This window comes from Acinetobacter sp. IK31, assembly GCF_035615195.1.
GTDB lineage: Bacteria > Pseudomonadota > Gammaproteobacteria > Pseudomonadales > Moraxellaceae > Acinetobacter > Acinetobacter calcoaceticus_C.
Map to the genome: position 1 here is coordinate 1 of NZ_JANBOB010000012.1, position 20,345 is coordinate 20,345.

Annotated in this window: 18 protein-coding genes; 10 read left to right on the forward strand and 8 right to left on the reverse strand. The window is 38.0% G+C overall.

Annotated elements, in window-relative coordinates; translation table 11 throughout:
- Positions 1-287: 287 nt before the first annotated feature.
- The 4 genes from MSG66_RS07280 to yccS all read right to left on the reverse strand — a co-directional run bounded on the left by MSG66_RS07280 (position 288) and on the right by yccS (position 6,778).
- Positions 288-1,073: a YdcF family protein gene (locus MSG66_RS07280; RefSeq protein ID WP_324653285.1), complete on the reverse strand. Its 786-nt coding sequence runs from the start codon at positions 1,071-1,073 to the stop codon at positions 288-290.
- A 115-nt stretch (positions 1,074-1,188) separates the two neighbouring features.
- The gene (locus MSG66_RS07285) at positions 1,189-3,771 is read right to left on the reverse strand and encodes a sulfite reductase flavoprotein subunit alpha (protein WP_324653287.1); all 2,583 of its coding nucleotides are present in this window, start codon (positions 3,769-3,771) and stop codon (positions 1,189-1,191) included.
- A 156-nt stretch (positions 3,772-3,927) separates the two neighbouring features.
- Positions 3,928-4,503 (reverse strand): SdpI family protein, encoded by a 576-nt coding sequence (locus MSG66_RS07290; RefSeq protein ID WP_042897716.1) that lies wholly within the window; start codon positions 4,501-4,503, stop codon positions 3,928-3,930.
- A gap of 100 nt (positions 4,504-4,603) precedes the next feature.
- Complete coding sequence (yccS, locus tag MSG66_RS07295) at positions 4,604-6,778, reverse strand: YccS family putative transporter (RefSeq protein WP_324653290.1); 2,175 nt, start codon at positions 6,776-6,778, stop codon at positions 4,604-4,606.
- A 126-nt stretch (positions 6,779-6,904) separates the two neighbouring features.
- Here yccS and MSG66_RS07300 point away from each other — a divergent pair, with 126 nt between their 5' ends.
- Positions 6,905-8,119: a multidrug effflux MFS transporter gene (locus MSG66_RS07300; RefSeq protein ID WP_324653292.1), complete on the forward strand. Its 1,215-nt coding sequence runs from the start codon at positions 6,905-6,907 to the stop codon at positions 8,117-8,119.
- 25 nt (positions 8,120-8,144) lie between these two features.
- Here the strand turns inward: MSG66_RS07300 and MSG66_RS07305 are convergent, their stop codons facing one another.
- On the reverse strand, positions 8,145-8,852 hold the full coding sequence (locus MSG66_RS07305; RefSeq protein WP_133971936.1) for a nitroreductase: 708 nt from the start codon (positions 8,850-8,852) through the stop codon (positions 8,145-8,147).
- Between the two features lie 507 nt (positions 8,853-9,359).
- Between MSG66_RS07305 and MSG66_RS07310 the strand changes: the two genes are divergently transcribed.
- The 6 genes from MSG66_RS07310 (at position 9,360) to sbmA (ending at position 15,480) form a co-directional block, all read left to right on the forward strand.
- Positions 9,360-9,563, forward strand: a complete 204-nt coding sequence (locus MSG66_RS07310) for a hypothetical protein (protein WP_202743440.1) — start codon at positions 9,360-9,362, stop codon at positions 9,561-9,563.
- Positions 9,564-9,720: 157 nt separating this feature from the next.
- A complete protein-coding gene (locus tag MSG66_RS07315) occupies positions 9,721-9,888 on the forward strand; it encodes a hypothetical protein (protein ID WP_133971940.1) in 168 nt (55 codons plus the stop codon).
- Positions 9,889-9,987: 99 nt separating this feature from the next.
- The gene (locus MSG66_RS07320) at positions 9,988-11,463 is read left to right on the forward strand and encodes an alanine/glycine:cation symporter family protein (RefSeq protein WP_133971942.1); all 1,476 of its coding nucleotides are present in this window, start codon (positions 9,988-9,990) and stop codon (positions 11,461-11,463) included.
- A 170-nt stretch (positions 11,464-11,633) separates the two neighbouring features.
- A complete protein-coding gene (locus MSG66_RS07325; protein WP_042897707.1) occupies positions 11,634-12,608 on the forward strand; it encodes a patatin-like phospholipase family protein in 975 nt (324 codons plus the stop codon).
- A 203-nt stretch (positions 12,609-12,811) separates the two neighbouring features.
- Positions 12,812-14,047, forward strand: a complete 1,236-nt coding sequence (locus tag MSG66_RS07330; protein WP_262474077.1) for a threonine ammonia-lyase — start codon at positions 12,812-12,814, stop codon at positions 14,045-14,047.
- Between the two features lie 236 nt (positions 14,048-14,283).
- Entirely contained in the window at positions 14,284-15,480 is a 1,197-nt protein-coding gene (gene sbmA / locus MSG66_RS07335) for a peptide antibiotic transporter SbmA (RefSeq protein WP_324653298.1), read from the forward strand.
- Between the two features lie 40 nt (positions 15,481-15,520).
- Here sbmA and MSG66_RS07340 read toward each other — a convergent pair whose 3' ends face one another.
- Complete coding sequence (locus MSG66_RS07340; RefSeq protein WP_324653300.1) at positions 15,521-16,270, reverse strand: DUF4850 domain-containing protein; 750 nt, start codon at positions 16,268-16,270, stop codon at positions 15,521-15,523.
- A gap of 122 nt (positions 16,271-16,392) precedes the next feature.
- On the opposite strand from MSG66_RS07340, the gene MSG66_RS07345 reads away from it, so the two are divergent.
- The 3 genes from MSG66_RS07345 to MSG66_RS07355 all read left to right on the forward strand — a co-directional run bounded on the left by MSG66_RS07345 (position 16,393) and on the right by MSG66_RS07355 (position 18,947).
- Entirely contained in the window at positions 16,393-17,457 is a 1,065-nt protein-coding gene (locus MSG66_RS07345) for a DUF1176 domain-containing protein (protein WP_324653302.1), read from the forward strand.
- Between the two features lie 39 nt (positions 17,458-17,496).
- On the forward strand, positions 17,497-18,267 hold the full coding sequence (locus MSG66_RS07350) for a hypothetical protein (RefSeq protein ID WP_324653304.1): 771 nt from the start codon (positions 17,497-17,499) through the stop codon (positions 18,265-18,267).
- Positions 18,268-18,428: 161 nt separating this feature from the next.
- The gene (locus MSG66_RS07355; RefSeq protein WP_324653307.1) at positions 18,429-18,947 is read left to right on the forward strand and encodes a hypothetical protein; all 519 of its coding nucleotides are present in this window, start codon (positions 18,429-18,431) and stop codon (positions 18,945-18,947) included.
- 109 nt (positions 18,948-19,056) lie between these two features.
- Here MSG66_RS07355 and MSG66_RS07360 read toward each other — a convergent pair whose 3' ends face one another.
- Together MSG66_RS07360 and MSG66_RS07365 are read right to left on the reverse strand one after the other, a co-directional pair.
- On the reverse strand, positions 19,057-19,635 hold the full coding sequence (locus tag MSG66_RS07360) for a DJ-1/PfpI family protein (RefSeq protein ID WP_324653309.1): 579 nt from the start codon (positions 19,633-19,635) through the stop codon (positions 19,057-19,059).
- Between the two features lie 171 nt (positions 19,636-19,806).
- Entirely contained in the window at positions 19,807-20,271 is a 465-nt protein-coding gene (locus MSG66_RS07365; protein WP_324653311.1) for a hypothetical protein, read from the reverse strand.
- Positions 20,272-20,345 lie beyond the last annotated feature (74 nt).

Here is a 20,345-nt window from a genome sequence, read left to right on the forward strand (position 1 = left end):
CTGTAATTTGAATTATTTAATAGCTAAACGAATTATTTGACTGTTTTAAGTATTATGGTCTGAATTATAAATTAAAAATATTTTTCAAAAAAATTATTAAAAGCTTTAGTTCATTTAAACCTAATAAGTGCTTTATTCTTATAAACTCACCTTACTCGCTTGCACCTAAAAGTCTATATTTGTGCTCATTATTTATAATCTTTATTAAATACATTTGTAGCAAGAGCGAATATTTGTTAGATAAAAAAACTGCTATTTTTTAATAGCAGTTTTGAAATAGGTCAGTCTTAATATTCTTTTAAAAACCATCCACTTGCAAAAGCAAAGTATTCTCGTAACCAAGAATTGTAGCGAGTAGCTAATGGTGTTTCTGCCGCCACTGTATAAACTTGCGTATAACCTTGTTTTTTAGCAATAGCTGCTGCTCGTGGAGTGTGAAAATCACTTGTCACAATAGCTATCGGTTGGTCGAGGGTAATGTGGTGCTGTGCTAATAGTGGTTTACTATTCATTAGATTAAGTTCAGTACTTGTACTTTTATCTTCAAGTATCATTCGTTCTTTTGCTAAATGATAATGTTGTTCTAGATAACGCGACATCACTAATGCTTCGCTTTCCTTTTCTGAAAAATCAAGGCCTCCCGTTACAACAACTTTTGCTTGGAGCTGTTTTAGAGCAATAGGGGCAGCTGTATCTAAACGTTTTGCAAGAGTTTTGGATGGTTGACCATTTTCAACGCCACTACCCAATACAATGATTGCCTTTACTGGAGGGAGGTTTTGACTTGTTTCTTTATTCTTTTTAATAAAATCAAAAAAATAGCCTAAGCTAATTAGCCATATCCAGAGGCATAACCAGCCGAAACGCCAAAGTGTGTGTAAGCGGTAATGATAGAAGAAAAAACGCTCTAAATGATAATAAAATAAAGAATAGAGGCAGAAGAAAGCACCTAAAATTAAAGGGATAATTGTGCCGACATTAATTTTATTGAGACAAATTAAAATTAATCCATCCAGAAATAAAATCGTACCAATGATTGCTAGGAAAATACGGATCCACTTACTGACTTGCATTGTGTTTACAGTTGCAATTTAAATTGCAGACAGTGTATGCAAAATCATTCTGAATGCAATAAAAAACCGAGTAAAGCATTTGCGCTATTACTCGGTTTTTTTAATTTATTGAGCTTTAATAAACATCACGGCGATAATGACCTTGTTGTCTTAATTCATCTAGCTGTTCATCACCTAGAATTTCAACAAGTGCTTGATCGACTCCGCTTGCCATGCCATCAATACTTCCGCAGACATAGAGAACAGCGCCGCGTTGTATCCAGTTTACTAATTCTGCTGCATTCTGACGGATTATATCTTGAACATACACGCGTTGTTCTTGATCTCTGGAGAATGCTAAATCTAGACGTTTTAACATTCCTGTTGTTTGCCATGCTTCAATAGTTGATGCATAGAAGAAATCACATGCTTTTTGACGTTCTCCAAAGATTAACCAGTTCTCGGTGTAGTCATGACGAGTACGTGTATGTAATAGGCTCATTAAACCTGCAATACCAGTACCGTTACCAATACAAATAATAGGGCGGTTGTCATCAATAAGATGGAATGATTCATTGGTACGAATGCGCAAAGCAATCTCATCATTAATTTGCGTATGTTGAGTCAGCCACCCAGAACCTAACCCTAAATTTCCAGACTCATCATATTGTTGACGAACAACTAAACGAAGCACTTGCTGGGAAGGGATGCTGGCAATTGAATATTCGCGTGTTGGTAGCGTAGGGAGCTGTTCCAATAAATGATCTAGATTAGCAAATGGTTCAATTTCACCAGTTAAATCTTTATTCCAAAGTGCTTTCTCAATTGAAATCTCTAATGAGTCAACTTTTGAGTTTTTAAGAATATGATGCTTCTGCAAAAAATCGTGAATACGTTCAGGGCTATTACCGGGTTGAATTTCAGCAATATCGCCCGCTTGCCATATCGCTTCGTGCTTTGCATTAAGCTCAATATTATAAGCAGGTTGACCTAAGCTATTCGGATTGAGTAAGTTGCGTTGTTGTAATATCCAGGTATCAAAAACTTTTTCTAAATTTACAGCGTGTAAATCTAATTTAGTTGCTTTCGCGAGTGCTTGATTCCAGTTTTGAATATCCGATAGGTGTGCATTATCAACTTCAACTGTATCAAAGAGGGCATGAGCACCATTAGTTTTAAGCCAAGCATCTACTGCATGACCAAAACTACAATAAGTATCAGGATATTCTTTAGAACCTAGTGCCAAAACAGCATAGTTCATGTGCTTAAGGTCTAGATTCACTTTTAAAAGCTTTTTAGCAAAGCTTGTAGCGAGGTCTGGAGCATCACCAGTACCGTAAGTACTGATCACAAATAGAACCTGCTCATGCTGCTCTAAATCAGATTGTGTTAGCTGCTGTACAGGTTTAACCAGAACTGGTTGATGAGCTTCTTGTAAACTTGTTGCTGTACTCCAAGCGAGTTGTTCAGCTACACCAGTTTGAGTTGCGTAGGTAATAAGCCAAGGCTTTGCATTTGGATCAATGTATTGTCCTGCTAAAGTCTGACGAGCAGCCTGTGTTAATTTTTTCTGTTTGCGGCGTTTAAGATAAAGCATCAACCCTGTAATAAAGAATAAAGGCATTGCCAATGAAGCAAGCATTGCAACAAATTGATAAATTGGTCCAAAGAAACTACCTCGATGCACGGGTAACATGCTACTCATGATCTTTTGGTTAAGCTTTTTATCTTCATAAAGTTCAATCTTTTCGATATTGCCATTTTTATAGTTATAGATTGCTTGGTTGCGTGCACGTTCATGTGATGGTTTAGCATCGAGAAAGCTTAATTCAATTTTTCCATCATCTTTTTTAGGTAGGCTCAATGTTAGCGTCGAATAGTCACGTCCGATCTGACTATTGAATCCACTCCATGTTTGATTAAGTGCTGTAATGAGCTGAGTATTATCTAATTGAGGTCCTGATTTTGTATCAGTATTACGGTCAGCTCGTTTGTTTTGTTGCATTCCTCGATTTTGAGGGGGAGCGCCATGACTTTGAGGTTTAGGTTGTTCAACGCCCATCACTTTGAACATGCCATTACGCCACCAGTCATAAGACCAATATAGACCTGTACATGCAAAAAGAAGATAAAAAATGATTACCCATGTTCCAACAACAGCATGTAAATCCCAAATAAAATTTCGGCCTTTCAGTTTTGGTTTAACTGCGAGCCATTGACGGGCAGAATGCTTTTTAGGCCAGCGTAAATATAATCCGCTCAAGACAAAATAAATGAGCATTAAGGCACAAGCACCAGTAATTTGCTTGCCAACTTCGCCTGCAGTTAAATTACGGTGAATTTTTTGTATGAGTAACAACAGTTGTCGACCTTTAATATCGGGCAGAACCTGAGCGTTATAAGGATTCACCATCATATTGTAGCCTCGGCGTTCTCCTTCTTTTTCAATGTTGACAGTAGAAGAAGCAGTTGGGTCCTTGGCAATCGTAATGCTATTAATTTTAATTTCAGGCTGAGTTGTATTGAAATATTGATATAGCTGAGCAGGGGTTAATTTTGGTGTGTTTTCAGCTTGAACAACATAACTATCAGAATTCACCCATTTTAAAATTTGTTGGTCATAAGAATAAATTGCACCTGTTACACCCATAATGGATAAGATTAGGCCAGCAGTAATACCCAGAAACCAATGAATTTGAAATAAAATTTTTTTAAACATGGTCGAAAATGTAAATATGATGGAGATCTTGTAATGAAGTATAGCCGAAGATTGAGTAGATAATATGGATTTTGGAGATAATATTAATTTTCATTATCATTTGTTTTTACCGCAATAAAAAACCTCCATAAGGAGGCTTTTTTATGAAATCAAAACTTACAGGGTTTTCGGTTCGCCTACAGCTTCTTTTAAATGCGTGCGAATCGTATTAAACGAGAAATTTTTAGAATCCATGCGCTTAGGTAAAATATAAGCACCTTGTTGTTCTTGGCCTTTTGGATCTTTTACTTTGAAATTTACCAAGATGAAATCAGGTGCATTGTACCATTCGTAGATATTTTTCCATCCAATTGTACCAACGCCTTCTTGTTGGCCCATTTTTTGGCGCATCACAATACCATGAGGTTGCACGCCCAAACGAATACCTTTGATTTCCTGCACCGGAAATTCATTCATTTTGCGTTTAACGTACCATTCTAATCCGTATTTACGACCTAGGTAGTAAAGTACTACAGAGACAATAGCAACCCAGCAAAAAATAGTAGAGTAGTTCTTGATAAAAACAAGACCCAAAATAGCGAGGGCTAAAACTACACCCATAATCGCCCAAATTTTTGTGCTGATTTTATTAGTACTGCGCCAGATAAGAAGCTGTGCATTACGTTGCTCAGCTTCTGACACGTCATAGGGAACAGGCTGAAGCGTATAAGCGTATAAAGTTTTCGCGGTCATAGTGCAAATAACAAATTGTAAACTGTTTTAAGTTTAGCACTAATTGGCATAAGTCAGGAAAGGATATTATGCCAATTTGATACTAAATTCCGACTCAAATTTATAATGATGCAAGCTCACTGGCATCATTATCAAGATCATGACTTAGACGCTGTTTTAGCATACTAAATCGGTTCAACACACCAAGCATGAGCGATAGTTGTTGTAAAATAATGAGTGATTTTTGGTCGTTTTCATCATTTTGGCTTAGACGTTGACGTATCGTTTGGAGCATATTTTGTGCTGTAAGATCAGGCATTTCATCTCTTAATAGAGCCCCTTGAATATCATCTAAGGCTTGGTCTAATAATTTAAGAACAGCTTGATCTTGGAGGCTTTCTCGGTGTGCCCCAAGTGCTGCGATATAACTTAAAAAAGTATGGTTTAAACATAAGAATTCAAAAATATCGGATTTACGAGTCGGGTCAAAGTCTGGTTCAGTTGCTAAAGTAGAAATAAGTGAAGCAACTTCAGCATCTGTATTATGTGCAGCTCGACGTACAATCCGGTAATTTAGCGCATGATTACGGCCTTCATGATATTGTCTGACGACTTCAGCTAAATAATTGCATTGAGCTTGTAGGGAGCGCCTGATGTTGCGAGGCAAGCGTCGGAATTTCCAGTCAGGCCAAATAAATGTCACGCCAAACCAAGCTAAAGCACATCCTATTAAAGTATCTATAAATCTTGGAATTGCCGCAGCCATCGCTGAACCATCTAGATTAAAGTTAATTAATGCCAAAATTGTGATGAAGGCCGTTGCCTGCGCATATTGTTTACTGCGTAATTCAAAAAACAGGACTCCACTTACTATCAACATGAATAGTTGTCCTTCGGTTGAAGGAATTAAAAAGATAATCGCAAGCCCAACAACAATACCCACTAATGTTCCAACAATTCGTAGACGTAAGCGGCGCTTGGTCGCGTTAAAATTAGGTTGGCTTACAAATAGAGCTGTAAGCATAATCCAGTAGCCATATTCAATATTGGTCATTTGGATGAGCACATATCCAATAAATAAAACAATCGATACACGAATCGCGTGGCGGAACAGCACAGATTCAGGAGTTAAATTTTGTTTTATCCGAATGACAATATCATTCCATCCTTGTAGATCATCATCTTTAAGCTGGTTTTCGGCTTGTTTCACTTTATCAGATTGGATGTGTTGTTCTGTTTCTAAGTTGAGTAACTGGGAGTCGATAGATTTTAAATTTTGGTATAAAGCGAAAAGCGCATTTACCCATAAAATGTCGTAATGCTGATCACGACGTAACTTTTCTAATGAGAGGCGTAGGTTTTCAAAGCTTTGTTTAAACCTTTTATTATGGTTATAAGGTTTACGTTGCAAGATACATTCATTTAACTCTTGGCAAGCTTTGCCTTGGATCGCCAAAATTCGTTGGAATCTAAATAAAATATCACTGTGCTGAAAAATTTTAGCTAATTTTTGATAGTCGATATGAGCGGAGTCTGCACGTTCATGAATGTCTTGAGCGACAAAATAATAATGTAAGCTTCGGCGTGTATCTTTTTGCCCACGGTCGCCTTTTAAACGAGTTAATAAAGCTGTTTTTAAGTCATTAAAAATCGTAATTAACTTACCGTTTTCTAATGACAGTTCGATCATACTTTGCTGATAGCTGGCAGCAGTCATATCTACATCAAACAAATTTGATTTTGCAAATAGAAAATCACCTAGCGATGCATAAGAGGCAGCCAGTTTGTCTTGCAGTTGACGAACAGGAAAGAGTAAAAAGCTAATGGTTGCAATGAGGCCATACCATGCAGCACCTGCAACTAAAAGGGCAGGTTGGATATACCAGTGGTCGAAGAGGTGAACACCTAACATGGTATAGACTGAAACAACCAAACATCCATAAGAGATGGTTGCGTAACGACGTCCCAGCGAACCTAATAAAATCCAGCCAATACATGAAGCAATTAACCCCAAAGCAAAAGCCATTGGGTAGGGGAAAAGTAGTTGTACGGAAGCTGCGGTAACAAAGAACCCAATATAGGTGTAAATCAGGTTCATGATTCGTACTGAAAAGCGATCATCAATATCGCTTAAACCTGCTGCGACTACACCTAAAGTAAGTGGAATTGTTGCTAATTGATAGCCTAAAAAATAAGGCACGAAAGCAGTTCCTGAAAAGGCTATCAGCATTCGCACGTTATACATAAATGTTGTGTTATAAGTCGCTCTTTTTAGGCGTTTAAACCAAGATTTCAAAGGAAGTCCTTGCTGATCAACCTGAGTGATAAGGATTTGTGTATTTCTACACCAATGTTGCACAAATCATACGATAGACAGTGTAAGCTTGTCTGTATGCAAATGATTGAAAAATGAAATATCGTTATGTCTGAACAAACAGCCCAGCGTCAATATTCTATTGGCTGGATTATGTTGCTCGCTTTGCTTACGGCTTTAGGGCCATTATCCATCGATATGTACTTACCTGCTTTGCCACAAATGGCCGATGACTTTGGGGTAAGTACGCAAATGGTGGCAAATACACTACCAGCTTACTTTTTTGGTTTAGCTGTTGGGCAATTGATTTATGGTCCTCTAAGCGACCGGATTGGTAGAAAAAAACCACTTTATTTTGGTCTCGCACTTTATGCAGTCGCAAGCTTATTTTGTGTATTGGCCACAAATGAATGGGGCTTGATTGCTGCTCGTATTTTGCAAGCTTTAGGTGGCTGTGTTGGTGTGGTTATGGCCCGTGCAGCAATACGCGATAGATTAGATGTTCAAGGCTCGGCACAAGCTTTTTCAAGCATGATGATTGTCATGGGGTTAGCACCTATTTTGGCGCCGATGATTGGAGCATGGATTTTAATTTGGTTTCCGTGGCAAGCGATTTTTATTGCGCTTTCAATCGTGGGAGCAATATGCTGGCTATGCGTACATTTCTTTTTTAAAGAAACTTTGGCAATCGATAAAAGACTCAAGCTGTCACCATATCAAGTCGTTACCCTCTATGGGGCTATTTTCAAAGATGCGAGTTTCCGTTTACCTATGTTTGCAGGCTGTTTAACAGGGGCGGCGCTATTTTGTTATATCAGCTCAGCACCAGCAGTTTTTATGGATCAATATGGACTGAATCAGCAAGAGTTTGCTTATGCCTTTGGATTAAATGCTTTTGGCATTATGTTGATGTCATCTTTAAATAAGCATTTAACATCACGTGTTGAAATCACTAAACGGTTAAAGGCAGGTTCACTCGTGCAAGTGACTGGCGCCATTATCGTATTTATTGCGGGTTTAATTCCTGCGGCACCTTTATGGCTTGTGATGTTAGGGTTGTTTTTAGCTATTTCAGGCATTGGTTTAACAGGACCAAATGCAATGGCGCTCGCAATGTCTAAACAAGGTGCCCGTGCAGGAACAGCCAGTGCAATTATGGGAAGTATGCAATTCGCTTGTGGCCTCTTGGGTGGCGTACTGCTTAACTTCCTGATTTGGTCTGCATCGCTCAATATGGGTGTGATGATGGTGTTATTTACGCTGAGTGGATTTGTTGTCGTGTTAAAAGCGGCGCAGCAAGTAAAAGCCAAGCCATTCTCATAGTTTAAAAAGAATGGCGACTTAGATCTTATTCGTCTAGAAAAACTGCAAAATTTTCAACAGGTTCTCTAGGAGTAATGAAGGTATTTACAATGTGGTTGGGATCAGCATGACCTAACGCAATTGCACAAACTAGCTCTTCATCATTTGATGCACCCAACACATCTAAAACAATAGGGTGGAAATGGTTCCAGGCTGCTTGTGGGCATGTATCTAAACCGCGCGCCTTGGCAGCAACCATCACGTTTTGGATCATCATTGCGATATCCATTTTAGACCCGATTCCCATCGTTTTATTTACTGTAAAGAAAAGGCCGACTGGTGCATCAAACAGTTTAAAATTACGTAACTGCTGTTCAGCCATTTTTTCTTTTTCACCTTTTTTAATGTCGAGTAGACCATAGAGCCCCCAACCATTTTCGCGTCGGCGGTCAATAAAAGGGGATACCCATTTTTCAGGGTAATAGGCAAAAGTTTCTTTATATTGTTCTGCAAGTTCTGGATTTTTTGAAATTTCAATTTGTGCTGCACAGACACGTTCAACCATTTGATTACGCTTGTTGCCTGTTACTGCATAGACTTTCCATGGTTGAGTATTTGTTCCAGAAGGTGCTCGACTTGCGACTTGTAATATATTTTTAATGACTTCTGGCTCAATTGGAGTATTTAAAAAAGCGCGGACAGAATGTCGAGAAGTGATAGCTTCATCAACGAGACGAACTTGTTCCAGATTCATGAGTACTCCTATATCTTTTCCTTAAATATTTCATACTTTTTGAAGCTTAATTTCATGTTTTGAAAGTACTTCATTTATAAGCAAAAAATATTAGAAAAGAGATATCCTTACAGGTATGATAATTTAATTAGTTTAGACATATTGTCTGATTAATTATAATTCAAATATGCCACTTTAGATTTAAATAGACAAAATAGAGTGATTTTGTCGGTTATAAAAATAAAAGCATAACAATGAGTGGGTGAAAAATATTCAATTGAAAAAAAGGTATAATATGTTTAAAAACAGTACAAAACGGATAGTTTTATATAAAATATGACCGTTTTTTATATAAAACTTTAATGAAAAATATACACAAAACGTTAAATTTCTGCATAATACCGACTTTTTTACGCAGGTATGATTTCTCCATACTCACGTTAGGAAATATTGGCTGCAAACAAAATCCCTTTACAAAAAGGATCTAGGTGCAGAAATGGAGAAATACACGAGGTATAGGAGCTTTACATGAGTCTACCACTCATCAACAAGCAGTTCATGAAACAAGGATTGGCGATTACCATTGCAACCATGAAAATGAACGTAACTCACGCAGCTACTGAGTCACAAAAAATACAACAGCTTAGTACAGGTCTCAACGCACTCTTCTTTGATCATGAAGATCAGGGCGCAGATAGTCGCGTTATGGCGATCGCTTGTTACAGTCTTTGAAATTTATATCCAGTTTAGACATTTGCTCAAAAGTATATGTAAATATGCTTATTGGCTTAAATCCAGATTTTGTATAACTCGCTTAATTGATGGGAATCATTAGACGAGTTTATTTAGCGGTGGTCATTTGTTAGTTTCCAAGTTTACAGCTGAGTCGATGCATGCTGTTTTTCCGAAAGCGGAAAAGTTCAGTCGTGCAATGATATTATTTTATCTGAAGGTCGCTTTCTCTCATGCAACCTTCAAAGGCTTAGTGTTGGGCATGATGTTGCTTAAACTTGTGACGATAATTGCTATTCAATTGACATTAAAAGTTTTTTCTTGAATTTACTGAAAAGTCCCGGTTTTTTGGGGCTTTTTTGTTTATTGCAGTATTTTGGCATGTGCTCTTAGCACATTAGCAAGGAACGTAAGCGGACCGAGTATGAATGAACAACTCAATGCCACACTGATGTCGTGGGTAAAATTTTTTAATGACCCTTTATGGGACTTTTTGGTTATTTTCTTGCTGGCTGTAGGTATTTTTTATACGGTCTTAACAGGTGCAGTGCAAATTCGCATGTTCTTGCAAAGTATCCGTGTTATGAAAAGCAGTCGTACAGAAGGAGCAGATGAGCATGGTCTTACACCTTTTCAGGCGTTTGTAACAGGCCTTGCGAGCCGTGTTGGGGTTGGTAATATTGCTGGTGTAGCAATTGCCATCGCAATTGGTGGTCCTGGTGCAGTGTTCTGGATGTGGGTTACTGCTGTTCTTGGTATGAGTTCTGCTTTTATTGAGTCTACACTTGCTCAACTATTTAAAGTTAGAGATAGTAAGACTAAACAGTTCCGCGGTGGACCAGCCTACTATATTACTCAAGGTTTACGCAGTAAAACCTTTGGTGTGGTCTTCGCACTTGCATTGATCTTTACCTATGGTTTCGTATTCAACTCAGTTCAAATCAATGCGATTGCTAATGCATCTTCACATGCTTGGGGTTGGGACAAAGCTAATCTTATTGCTCATTTAGGTGGCGTTGATCTAGAAATTTCATGGGTTGGCCTTGCTCTTGTCGTTTTAGTGGCATTAGCAATTTTTGGTGGTATTAAACGTATCGCTAAATTTGCAGAGATGTTTGTACCTTTAAAAGCAGGTCTTTACCTAGCTGTTGCTCTATATATTGCAATCAGTAACTATGCAATTTTGCCTGATATTTTAAAGCTGATTGTGACCGAAGCTTTCAATTTTAATTCTGCAGCAGGTGGTTTCTTTGGTGCGGCAGTATCAATGGCAATGATGCAAGGGATTAAGCGTGGTTTATTCTCTAACGAAGCTGGTATGGGTTCTGCACCAAACGCTGCTGCTGCATCTGATGTAAAACATCCTGTAAACCAAGGTTTGGTACAAATGCTCGGTGTATTTGTAGATACTTTCATTGTATGTACAAGTACTGCAATCATCATTTTGGTTTCTGGTGTTTATCAAGATACAGCTTTTGTCGGTGTTGAATTAACACAACGTGCCTTAGAAACTCAAGTTGGACATTGGGGCTCAGACTTCCTTGCAGTTCTATTATTCTTATTCTGTTATTCAGCTGTACTAGGTAACTATGCCTATGCAGAAGGTAATGTACAGTTTATTAATAACAATCCGAAAGTAATGTTCATCTTCCGTATTTTTGTATTGGTGATGGTGTACTTTGGTGCAATTGGTAGTGTTCCGCTCGTTTGGTCTATGGCTGACTTGTTTATGGGTATCATGGCAACCATTAACTTGATTGCAATCGTACTATTAACGCCGATGGCACGCACATTGTTGAAAGATTACCGTGAACAATTGAAAAAAGGCATTAAAGAGCCTGAGTTTAAAATTGATAAGTATCCGGAATTGAAGAAAAAAGTTGATTCAGATATCTGGTAAGTTTAAAAAAGGCCTCTTATAAATAAGGGGCCTTTTTCATAAGGGTATAGATAAAATACTTGAGTCTAAATTTTAAACATGACAAATTAAATAAATTCGATACAGCTTTTCACGAGACTAACAACTAAAATTGCAATCCGAACTTAAACCTCATAGTGCGAAGATAGGCCATGAAACAGCTTAAATTGTGGGTTCTCGGACTCTCTATTGTGTTGGCAGGGTGCCAGACCACTACACACTTATCTGCTGCTCTAAAATCACCAACAGCGGAGGCTTATGCTCGCTCTGTTGATCAGCCATTTGCGCGAATTAAAAAACAGCAAAAACGTCCAGTTGTTGCGCTCGTATTGGGTAGCGGTGGAGCACGAGGTTATGCCCATATCGGTGTTATTGAGGTTTTAGAACAACATGGTATTCGGCCAGATTTTATTGTAGGTACCAGTGCCGGTAGTATTGTTGGAGCACTTTATGCAAGCGGTAAAAGTCCTGCTCAATTACGTGATACCGCATTAAAAATGAAAGCTGGCGATGTGCGTGATATTAGTATCGGGCTAAAAGGTTTTTTTGATGGTAAAAAAGTAGAAAACTACGTTAACCAGCAAGTTAACAACATGCCACTCGAAAAAATGAAAATTCCAATGTATGTGGTTGCAACAGAATTAAAGCATGGCACTAAAACCGTATTTAACTATGGGAATACGGGACAAGCGGTTAGGGCATCTGCTTCAATTCCTAGCATGTTTGTACCCACTAAAATTGGCAAATCTGAATATGTAGATGGCGGCTTAGTCAGTCCAGTACCCGTTGAAGTCGCACGAGATTTAGGCGCTGATGTGATTATTGCGGTTGATATTTTAGCTCAGCCTATTTATACAGAAACATCGAATGTCTGGGGTTTGTTTAACCAGAATATTAATATTATGCAAGGTCGCCTAGCGGCAGAAGAATTACAATATGCAGATGTTGTTATTCAGCCAGATTTAAGAGAAAAAGCGCATATTTTTGATGTGAAAGGCCGTGAAGCCACCATGAAATCGGGCATAGATGCAGCTAACGCTAAACTTTCCGATATTCAATTTGCTATTGATGAAAAAATAGCTGAACAGAATATGTCTACAGATGGCTTAAGTGCGCAAACTCAATAATTTAACGTTAATCTTTTGAAAATTAAATAAAAAGCCTAAGTAGGGCTTTTTTTATGTGAGTTTAAATCCTTAATTTTTGGAATAAAAATTTTTGTATATTAAGTACATGTTGGATATGCTGAAAACTCTGATGACCAATATGAAATATTGAAGTCATTTTTAAAAAACAATTGATTTGTAATGTATTGAGGCTGACTAGATAGATGATACAGCAACAGGTTAAAAATGAGTTTCCAACATTAGATGATGTTCATGCTGCCGCAGAGCGTTTGGAAGGTTTAGTCGTAAAAACTCCTTTTGTTTTCTCAGAAACCATTTCTAAAACCTTAGGGGCTGAGATGTGGCTGAAATTTGAAAACTTACAATTTACAGCTTCGTTTAAAGAACGGGGTGCTCTAAATAAACTGCTGTGTTTATCTGACCAAGAAAAGCAAAATGGCGTTATTGCAGCTTCGGCAGGTAATCATGCGCAAGGTGTAGCCTATCATGCTCAGCGCACAGGTGTAACAGCGACCATTGTGATGCCGAAGTCTACGCCTAATGTAAAAGTGCAGCGAGTGCGTGAATATGGAGCACGGGTAATTTTACATGGGCAAGATTTTTCTGAAGCTGCTGCTGAAATGCATCGCATTGCTCAAGAAGAGTCTTTAACAATTATCCACCCGTTTGATGATGCAGAAATCATTGCAGGTCAAGGAACCATTGCACTCGAAATGCTTGCAGCTGTGCCCGATCTAGACATTTTAGTGGTGCCAATTGGTGGTGGTGGTTTAATTTCAGGTATTGCGATTGCTGCCAAAGCCATAAATCCGAAAATTAAAATTATTGGTGTGCAGTCAGTCGTTTACCCAAGTATGGCTAAGTTGCTTTGTAACTATCAACTTGCTGTTTCGATGGGTTCAACAGTTGCTGAAGGTATTGCAGTTAAAACTCCAGGTGAGCTTACGACCCAAGTTGCTAAAGAATATGTCGACGATATCGTGGTTGTCACCGAAGACATGATTGAAGAGGCAATTGCGCTCTTACTCAATATTGAAAAAACAGTATGTGAAGGGGCAGGTGCAACAGGTATTGCTGCGATTATGTCTCGTCCAGATCTATTTTTAGGTCATAAATTGGGTGTGGTGCTGTCTGGTGGCAATATTGATACACGCGTTATGGTCTCTGTATTGCAACGTCACTTAACGCGTACAGGTCGTATGGTCCGTATCCGTGTTGAATTACCAGATAATCCGGGGGCTTTAGCTCGTTTAACCGCAATTATTGCTGAGCAAGGCGGTAATATTTATGAACTCCGCCATGAGAGATTCGCGGCTACAAGCCGTGCTAAGGAAAGTGCAGTAAGTGTTGACGTTGAGCTTAAAAGTGCCTCAGACCTAGATTTGCTCATTCAGGCAATGCAGTTGGAAGGTTATATTGTTCGTAAAGAAGAGATTTAATCTCTGTATTGCTGTGTTATAAAAGCTGTATATGGCTCTATTGAGGGTCATATACAAGGCAATTTAAATGGATTAAATTGCTCAAAAGGGATGAATTTACAAAAAAACGATCAAATCCTTCAATGAAACGAGAAAAACTGACAATTCTCTAAACTTTGCACTTCACAATTTTAAGGTTTAGGTTTTAGTATTCTTCTCATTGTAAATTTGAAGAAATATAAGGATATCCACGCTTAATGTTCAAATCATTTTTTCCATCACCACGATATTTTTTTATATCAGTGGTCGTTTGGCTCGCGCTAAATATGGTGCTCTGGTATACAGGTGGGGATCATTGGGGGGAGTATTTAGGCTTTCCTCATGGTTATGCAGAGGCTGAGTTACCTATTGGTGTAAGTCGATTTTGGTCACCTGCATTTTTATGGTTCTATCTCTGGTTTTTAGTCTCTACTGCTCTTTTTGCTGGTTTTTGGAAGATAATTTCTAATAATCCATGGCAGCGTTGGTCTATATGGGGCTCTGCATTTATTTTATTTAATATCTGGTTCAGCGTTCAGGTCAGTGTTGCGATTAATGCATGGTATGTACCATTTTGGGATTTAATTCAAAAAATGCTTTCGAGTGGTGGGGGAAATGTTTCGGCACTTTATAGCGAGACCTTAGTGTTTCTTTATATTGCAATGGTGGCTGTAACTCTAGCCGTGATTAATGCTTTTTTTACCAGTCATTATGTATTTCGTTGGCGTACGGCAATGAATGAATACTACACAGAACATTGGGAAAAGCTGCGTCATGTAGAAGGTGCCTCACAACGTGTGCAAGAAGATACAATGCGTTTTGCAACTATTTTGGAAGATTTAGGTGTTGAGCTGGTGAAAGCAATCATTACATTGATTGCGTTTTTACCTATTTTATTTCATTTATCTAAATACGTTCCTACATTACCTATTATTGGAGAGTTAGATCATTCTTTAGTATGGGCGGCAATAGTCTGGTCAATTTTCGGAACTGTTCTGTTAATGGTCGTAGGTGTAAAGTTACCAGGCTTGCAATTTAACAATCAAAAAGTAGAGGCTGCATATCGTAAGGAATTGGTCTATGGCGAAGACCATGCAGACCGCGCAAAACCTGCTACCTTGCGTGAATTATTTAGTAATGTACGGAAAAACTACTTCCGTCTCTATTTCCATTATGCCTATTTTAATATGACAGCGATTTGGTACGGTCAACTTGATATTTTATATAACTTAGTTGTTCTTTTCCCATCAATTGCTGCTGGTAAACTTACATTAGGTTTAATTCAACAAATTGCGAATGTGTTTGGACGTGTACGTGAATCTTTCCAATATTTAATTAGTTCATGGAAAACAATTATTGAATTACTTTCGATTTATAAGCGTTTAAAAGCCTTTGAATCGATACTACACAAATAAAAGAAAGCCCGCGAAAGCGGGTTTTTTTATGAGTTTTGGTTTAATGAGTTGCATTATAAAAATTGAGAATAGGGCCTACTAATGGTTGTTGCGATTTATCTAAAGTCACTTGAATCTCTTTATAGTTAAACGTGTCTTCGTCGTAATATTTCGCAATGCCATGTGTTTTATTATTAAGTTGGGGAATTTGATAACTAAAAAAAGCTATTTTCTTAGATGGATGAACAATATTGATCAGTTTTTTAGAGTCTTTATAACCACCAAACTCATTTTCAAGGCTTTCTTTTAAAAGCTCTGAAAAATAGAGCGTTGCGTTTGGTAGTCCACAGCCGACACAAAAAGAAGAATCGTAAAGTTCTATGGCCTGTTTTTGGTCTGAGCTCATTGTTAAGGCAAAACCACTACCATTGGCACCCGCATTTGCTTGCACGTCTTGCCAATTTCTAGGCACAAGCACTAACCCTATTTCAGGCAATGCAAGAAGCTTAAGCTGCTTGGCATGTTGAGCATCGAGTTTAAAATTAAAATGGCAGCTTTTTAGTGTGCATTTTTCAAAATCTTTAAGCAAACCATCATCAGTAGGGTTCAGTGCCGTAACGCCATAAAATGGAACTGTAATACCATTTAAAAATTTTGCCTCTCCAAGCTTGTAGAACTGATTATCTGCTTTGCGGGTTGCGGCAGAGCTATAAAACTTTGGGAAATGGGGTGTAAAGCTTTTTACTTCGGCATGTGTAATTGAAGCTGTACTCACTAATGCGATACATAGTAAAAAATATAGTTTTTTCATTTTTAAAAAGTAATCATTTAAATTTTATATCAACCTAGCATATTCTTTTAAACTAGAAGGTAACCCAAAATTTTATACTGTTTTAATTTAATAATAAAACAGACCTGTAGAGACATGACAAAATGAAAAAAATGCTTTCAATCTGCTGTTTAGCAGTGATGAGTTCTTATAGTTTTGCTCAAGACATAAAAGGCATTTCATTTTCACACCAAGAATGGGAAATTTCTTGTAGCAACACAGGAACTTGTAAGACGGCAGGTTATCAAAATGAAGAAAATGGTGATAATCCAGCATCGCTGCTATTGGTGCGTCAAGCGGGCCCAAAGCAACCAGTACAGGCTGAATTTGCTTTATCAGACTATGAGCAAAGCTTGCCTGCAAGTCAGCTTAAAAATATCCACTTTTATGTGAATGGCAAAGATTTAGGCACCGTTACTGTAGATGGTGTTGAGCTGCCATTAATGGGTAAATTGAACAATTCGCAAGTCAACGCTTTACTCCAACAGTCTAAACAAAAAACTGAAATTGTATTTAAAAATGCACAGCATCAATGGAAAATTTCTGATGCAGGAATGACTGCTGTTTTATTAAAAATGGATGATTTCCAAAAGCGTATAGGAACGGTCGGTGCTTTGGTTAAAAAGGGAAATACCAATGAAGCTAAAGTCCTTATGCCGCAACCGAAGCTTATTGTTAAACATATTAAAACTACAGCTAAACCTTATCTAACGTTACAGCCAAACAGTAAACAATATCAAGCAATACACCGTAGCTTGATGGCAGCTCAAGCGAACCCTAAAGAACAAGGTTTTTGCGAGGGAATCTATGGTGGTAGTGATGGATCTGAGCCGCAGAAAATAGAACTTTATAAACTTACCAATAAGAGAGTTTTAGCAACTACTCTATGTTGGAGAGGTGCCTATAACGAAGGGAATGGTGCTTGGGTGCTTGATGAGTCTTTGATTGGTAAAGCAACATTTGTGACCGAGACCGCTTCTGATTTTGACAGTGGAATTATTAGTAGCGCTCAAAAGGGAAGAGGCATTGGAGATTGCTGGGCAAGTGAAGAATGGGTGTGGGATGGACAAAAGTTTGTACATACGAAAGATATGTGGACAGGTATGTGCAAAGGTTTGGCAGCAGGGGGCGTATGGGAGCTTGATAAAATTGAGTCTATTGTCAAATAGCTTGGTGGTCGACTAAAAATATCTTTAGGAAAAGAATAAATGATTAAAAGGAAAAAAGAGATAGCTTTCTTGGTTGTAGCTGGAATGTTTGCTTGTTTTGCCAGTCCTGCTTTTGCTGCACCTTTGGATATTTTAGAGTTTAAAAAAACACAGTTAAGCCAAAATGAGCAGGACCAAGTTTGTATACAAGTTAAAAATATTTGTGAGCATCCTGATCAATGGCGGATTTTAAAAACAGTAGATCAGAAATTATGGCTTCTGTCTGGTGGCGATATTATTCAATTTAATCACTCTGCGGCGGGGCTCAAAGTATTGAGACAGTGGCATGTAGATCTTTCTAATCAAAAGGAGGGCACATCTGTTGGGCAATTTATTTTTCCCAAGCTTTTTCCTATGGCCCAAAACCGTTATGCCATTGCTGTAATCGACTCATTTTCTGAAATGTATTCAGGAGGCGGTGCAAATATTGAGCGTGCGAGTTTTTATGAGTTAACAGATTCTGGAAAGACACACCAGTTTATTGCGAACTATCCATTTGGTTTTAGTCGGATGATCAGAGCTTGTTTTTCTGAGCAAGACTATGAAAGTTCAAAAGGAAATTGTCATGATGAGGATTCTTTAAGTCTGGATATTCGTCCCCTCAAACCGTTATTGTGGCAATTTCGCTATCGTTATAGTTTAGGCGTATCACCCGCCTCAGATTCGGGTGAGAAATCATATAAGGATAGTCGAAACTTAAATATTGACTTAAATAAAGCACCAGAACAACCGAGCATTCCTGAAACATGGAATTATGCTGGAATGGGGTAATCATTTGGTTTGGTTAAGTGATTTAAAGAATCACATCATTTACTGATTTTTATTTTAATCAAAGTTTGAATTGTGTGCAGTTTCACGATTTACAGAGTCATAACAGGTAACTCCACTCGCTCTGTGATACAAAGAACAGATTGTTTATTGGAGCTAGACCTATGTCACGTCATGTTTATGCGATTGCCCGCCGTAACTTTTCGCATTTGAGCCGTTCAGTTTGTATGGCAATTGCTGTATTGGGTACAACTCAAATCACGATGGCTGGTCCAACAGTCGATCAGTTGAGTGACTGTTTAGTTAAGGCCACAACCACTTCAGACAAGACCACTGTACTTCAATGGACATTTACGGCTTTAGCTGCTCATCCTGATTTAAAAGCATTTAGTAATGTAACACCTGAGCAAAAAGATCAGTTAGACCAAAAACTGGCACAGGTTTTACAACGTGTGATTGTGGAGCAATGTTCTACCCAAACTAAAGCTGTGATTCAAGCGGAAGGTGTTAAGGCAGTCGGCGAAGCTTTCCAGCAGTTAGGTCAAAGTGCTGGCGAAGATATTGTGAAAGACCCAGCGGTTAAACAGCAGTTGCAGGGCACATTGCGCTATATCGACTTAAATAAATTAGTAACAACGTTTTTAACACCAGAAATTTGGAATAAGTTAGGGATCACAAGATAAAAATCTAGTTTTCTGCTTCTCAAATAAATGTATGTAACCAGCTATTAGACGAAATTACTTTCTAACTAATAGCTGGTTTATTTTTAATGGCTTTAATGGCAAGGTCTACTTAAATACTAATCGTCGCCCCTAAAACTTTTACAAACTGCGCTAACCAAGCTGGATGTGCAGGCCAAGCTGGTGCAGTCACTAAATGTCCATCCGTAACAGCTTCGGTCACAGCAATATCTGCGTATTGTCCACCTGCTAATTTTACTTCGGCAGCACATGCTGGATAAGCCGAACACAAGCGGTCTTTTAGTACGTCTGCCGCAGCAAGTAACTGAGCGCCATGGCATACAGCTGCAATTGGTTTTTTCACTCGATCAAACTCACGCACAATTTCGATAACACGTTCATTCATGCGTAAATATTCTGGTGCACGACCACCCGGAATGACTAAACCTACATAGTCTTTAGTATTAACAACATCAAAATCATAGTTAATGGCAAAATTGTGACCGCGTTTTTCGCTATAGGTTTGGTCACCTTCAAAGTCATGAATAGCAGTCGCAATATGGTCGCCGTTTTTTTTATTTGGGCAAATTGCATGCACGGTATAACCTAAGCCAGTTAAGAACTGAAATGGAACCATAGTTTCATAGTCTTCGGCATAGTCACCGACCAATATTAAAATCTTTTTAGACATGATTTATCCCTCTTTTTAAAATATAAGTTATCTAAATTCTTAATTTAAATTAGCACAGTCACTGTGTAGTTTTTTAGGAAAAAGCCCATTCTTTAGTCGAAGGTTAATTCATAGGTGATATAAAAAAAGCCCCGATAAATTGAGGATTTTTAAAGCTCATTAGGTCTTTTCTTATAACTGGCAAGCTTTACTTTGATATTCATAACGGTTGACGATGTATTCCTTACCATTCCATCGATAAATAGCAAAACAGAAGCCTGGACCGCCATTTTCAATATCAAGCCAACCATCTTTGCCTTTAGTTTTCAAAAAGGTAGGTATGCCAGAGTCACTAAATAGTTGTTTCCATTTACCGTCTTTTTGCTGTGAAATAATATGGTAGCCAACGCCAGTATTGCCATAGCACATGCTGCTACTATCTTGAATAATGGCATCTTTACGGCCATCACCATTTAAATCTTGATAAATAATAATTTCACCAGTATCACAGTTGCCTTTCCAGCCATGTTTTGTTTTTTTGAAATCTGTAGCTTTAAAAATAGATGCCACTTCACTTTTTGGAATTTGAATAGATTGAGCGAAAAGTGTCGAGTTTATTAACAATAAAGAAGTCGTAATAAGTAATCTAATTTTCATGGTTAACCTATTAGGGATGGTTTTAGTTTAAAAATTTATTGTGGGTTCATTAAGTTTATAAAACAGATAAAAAA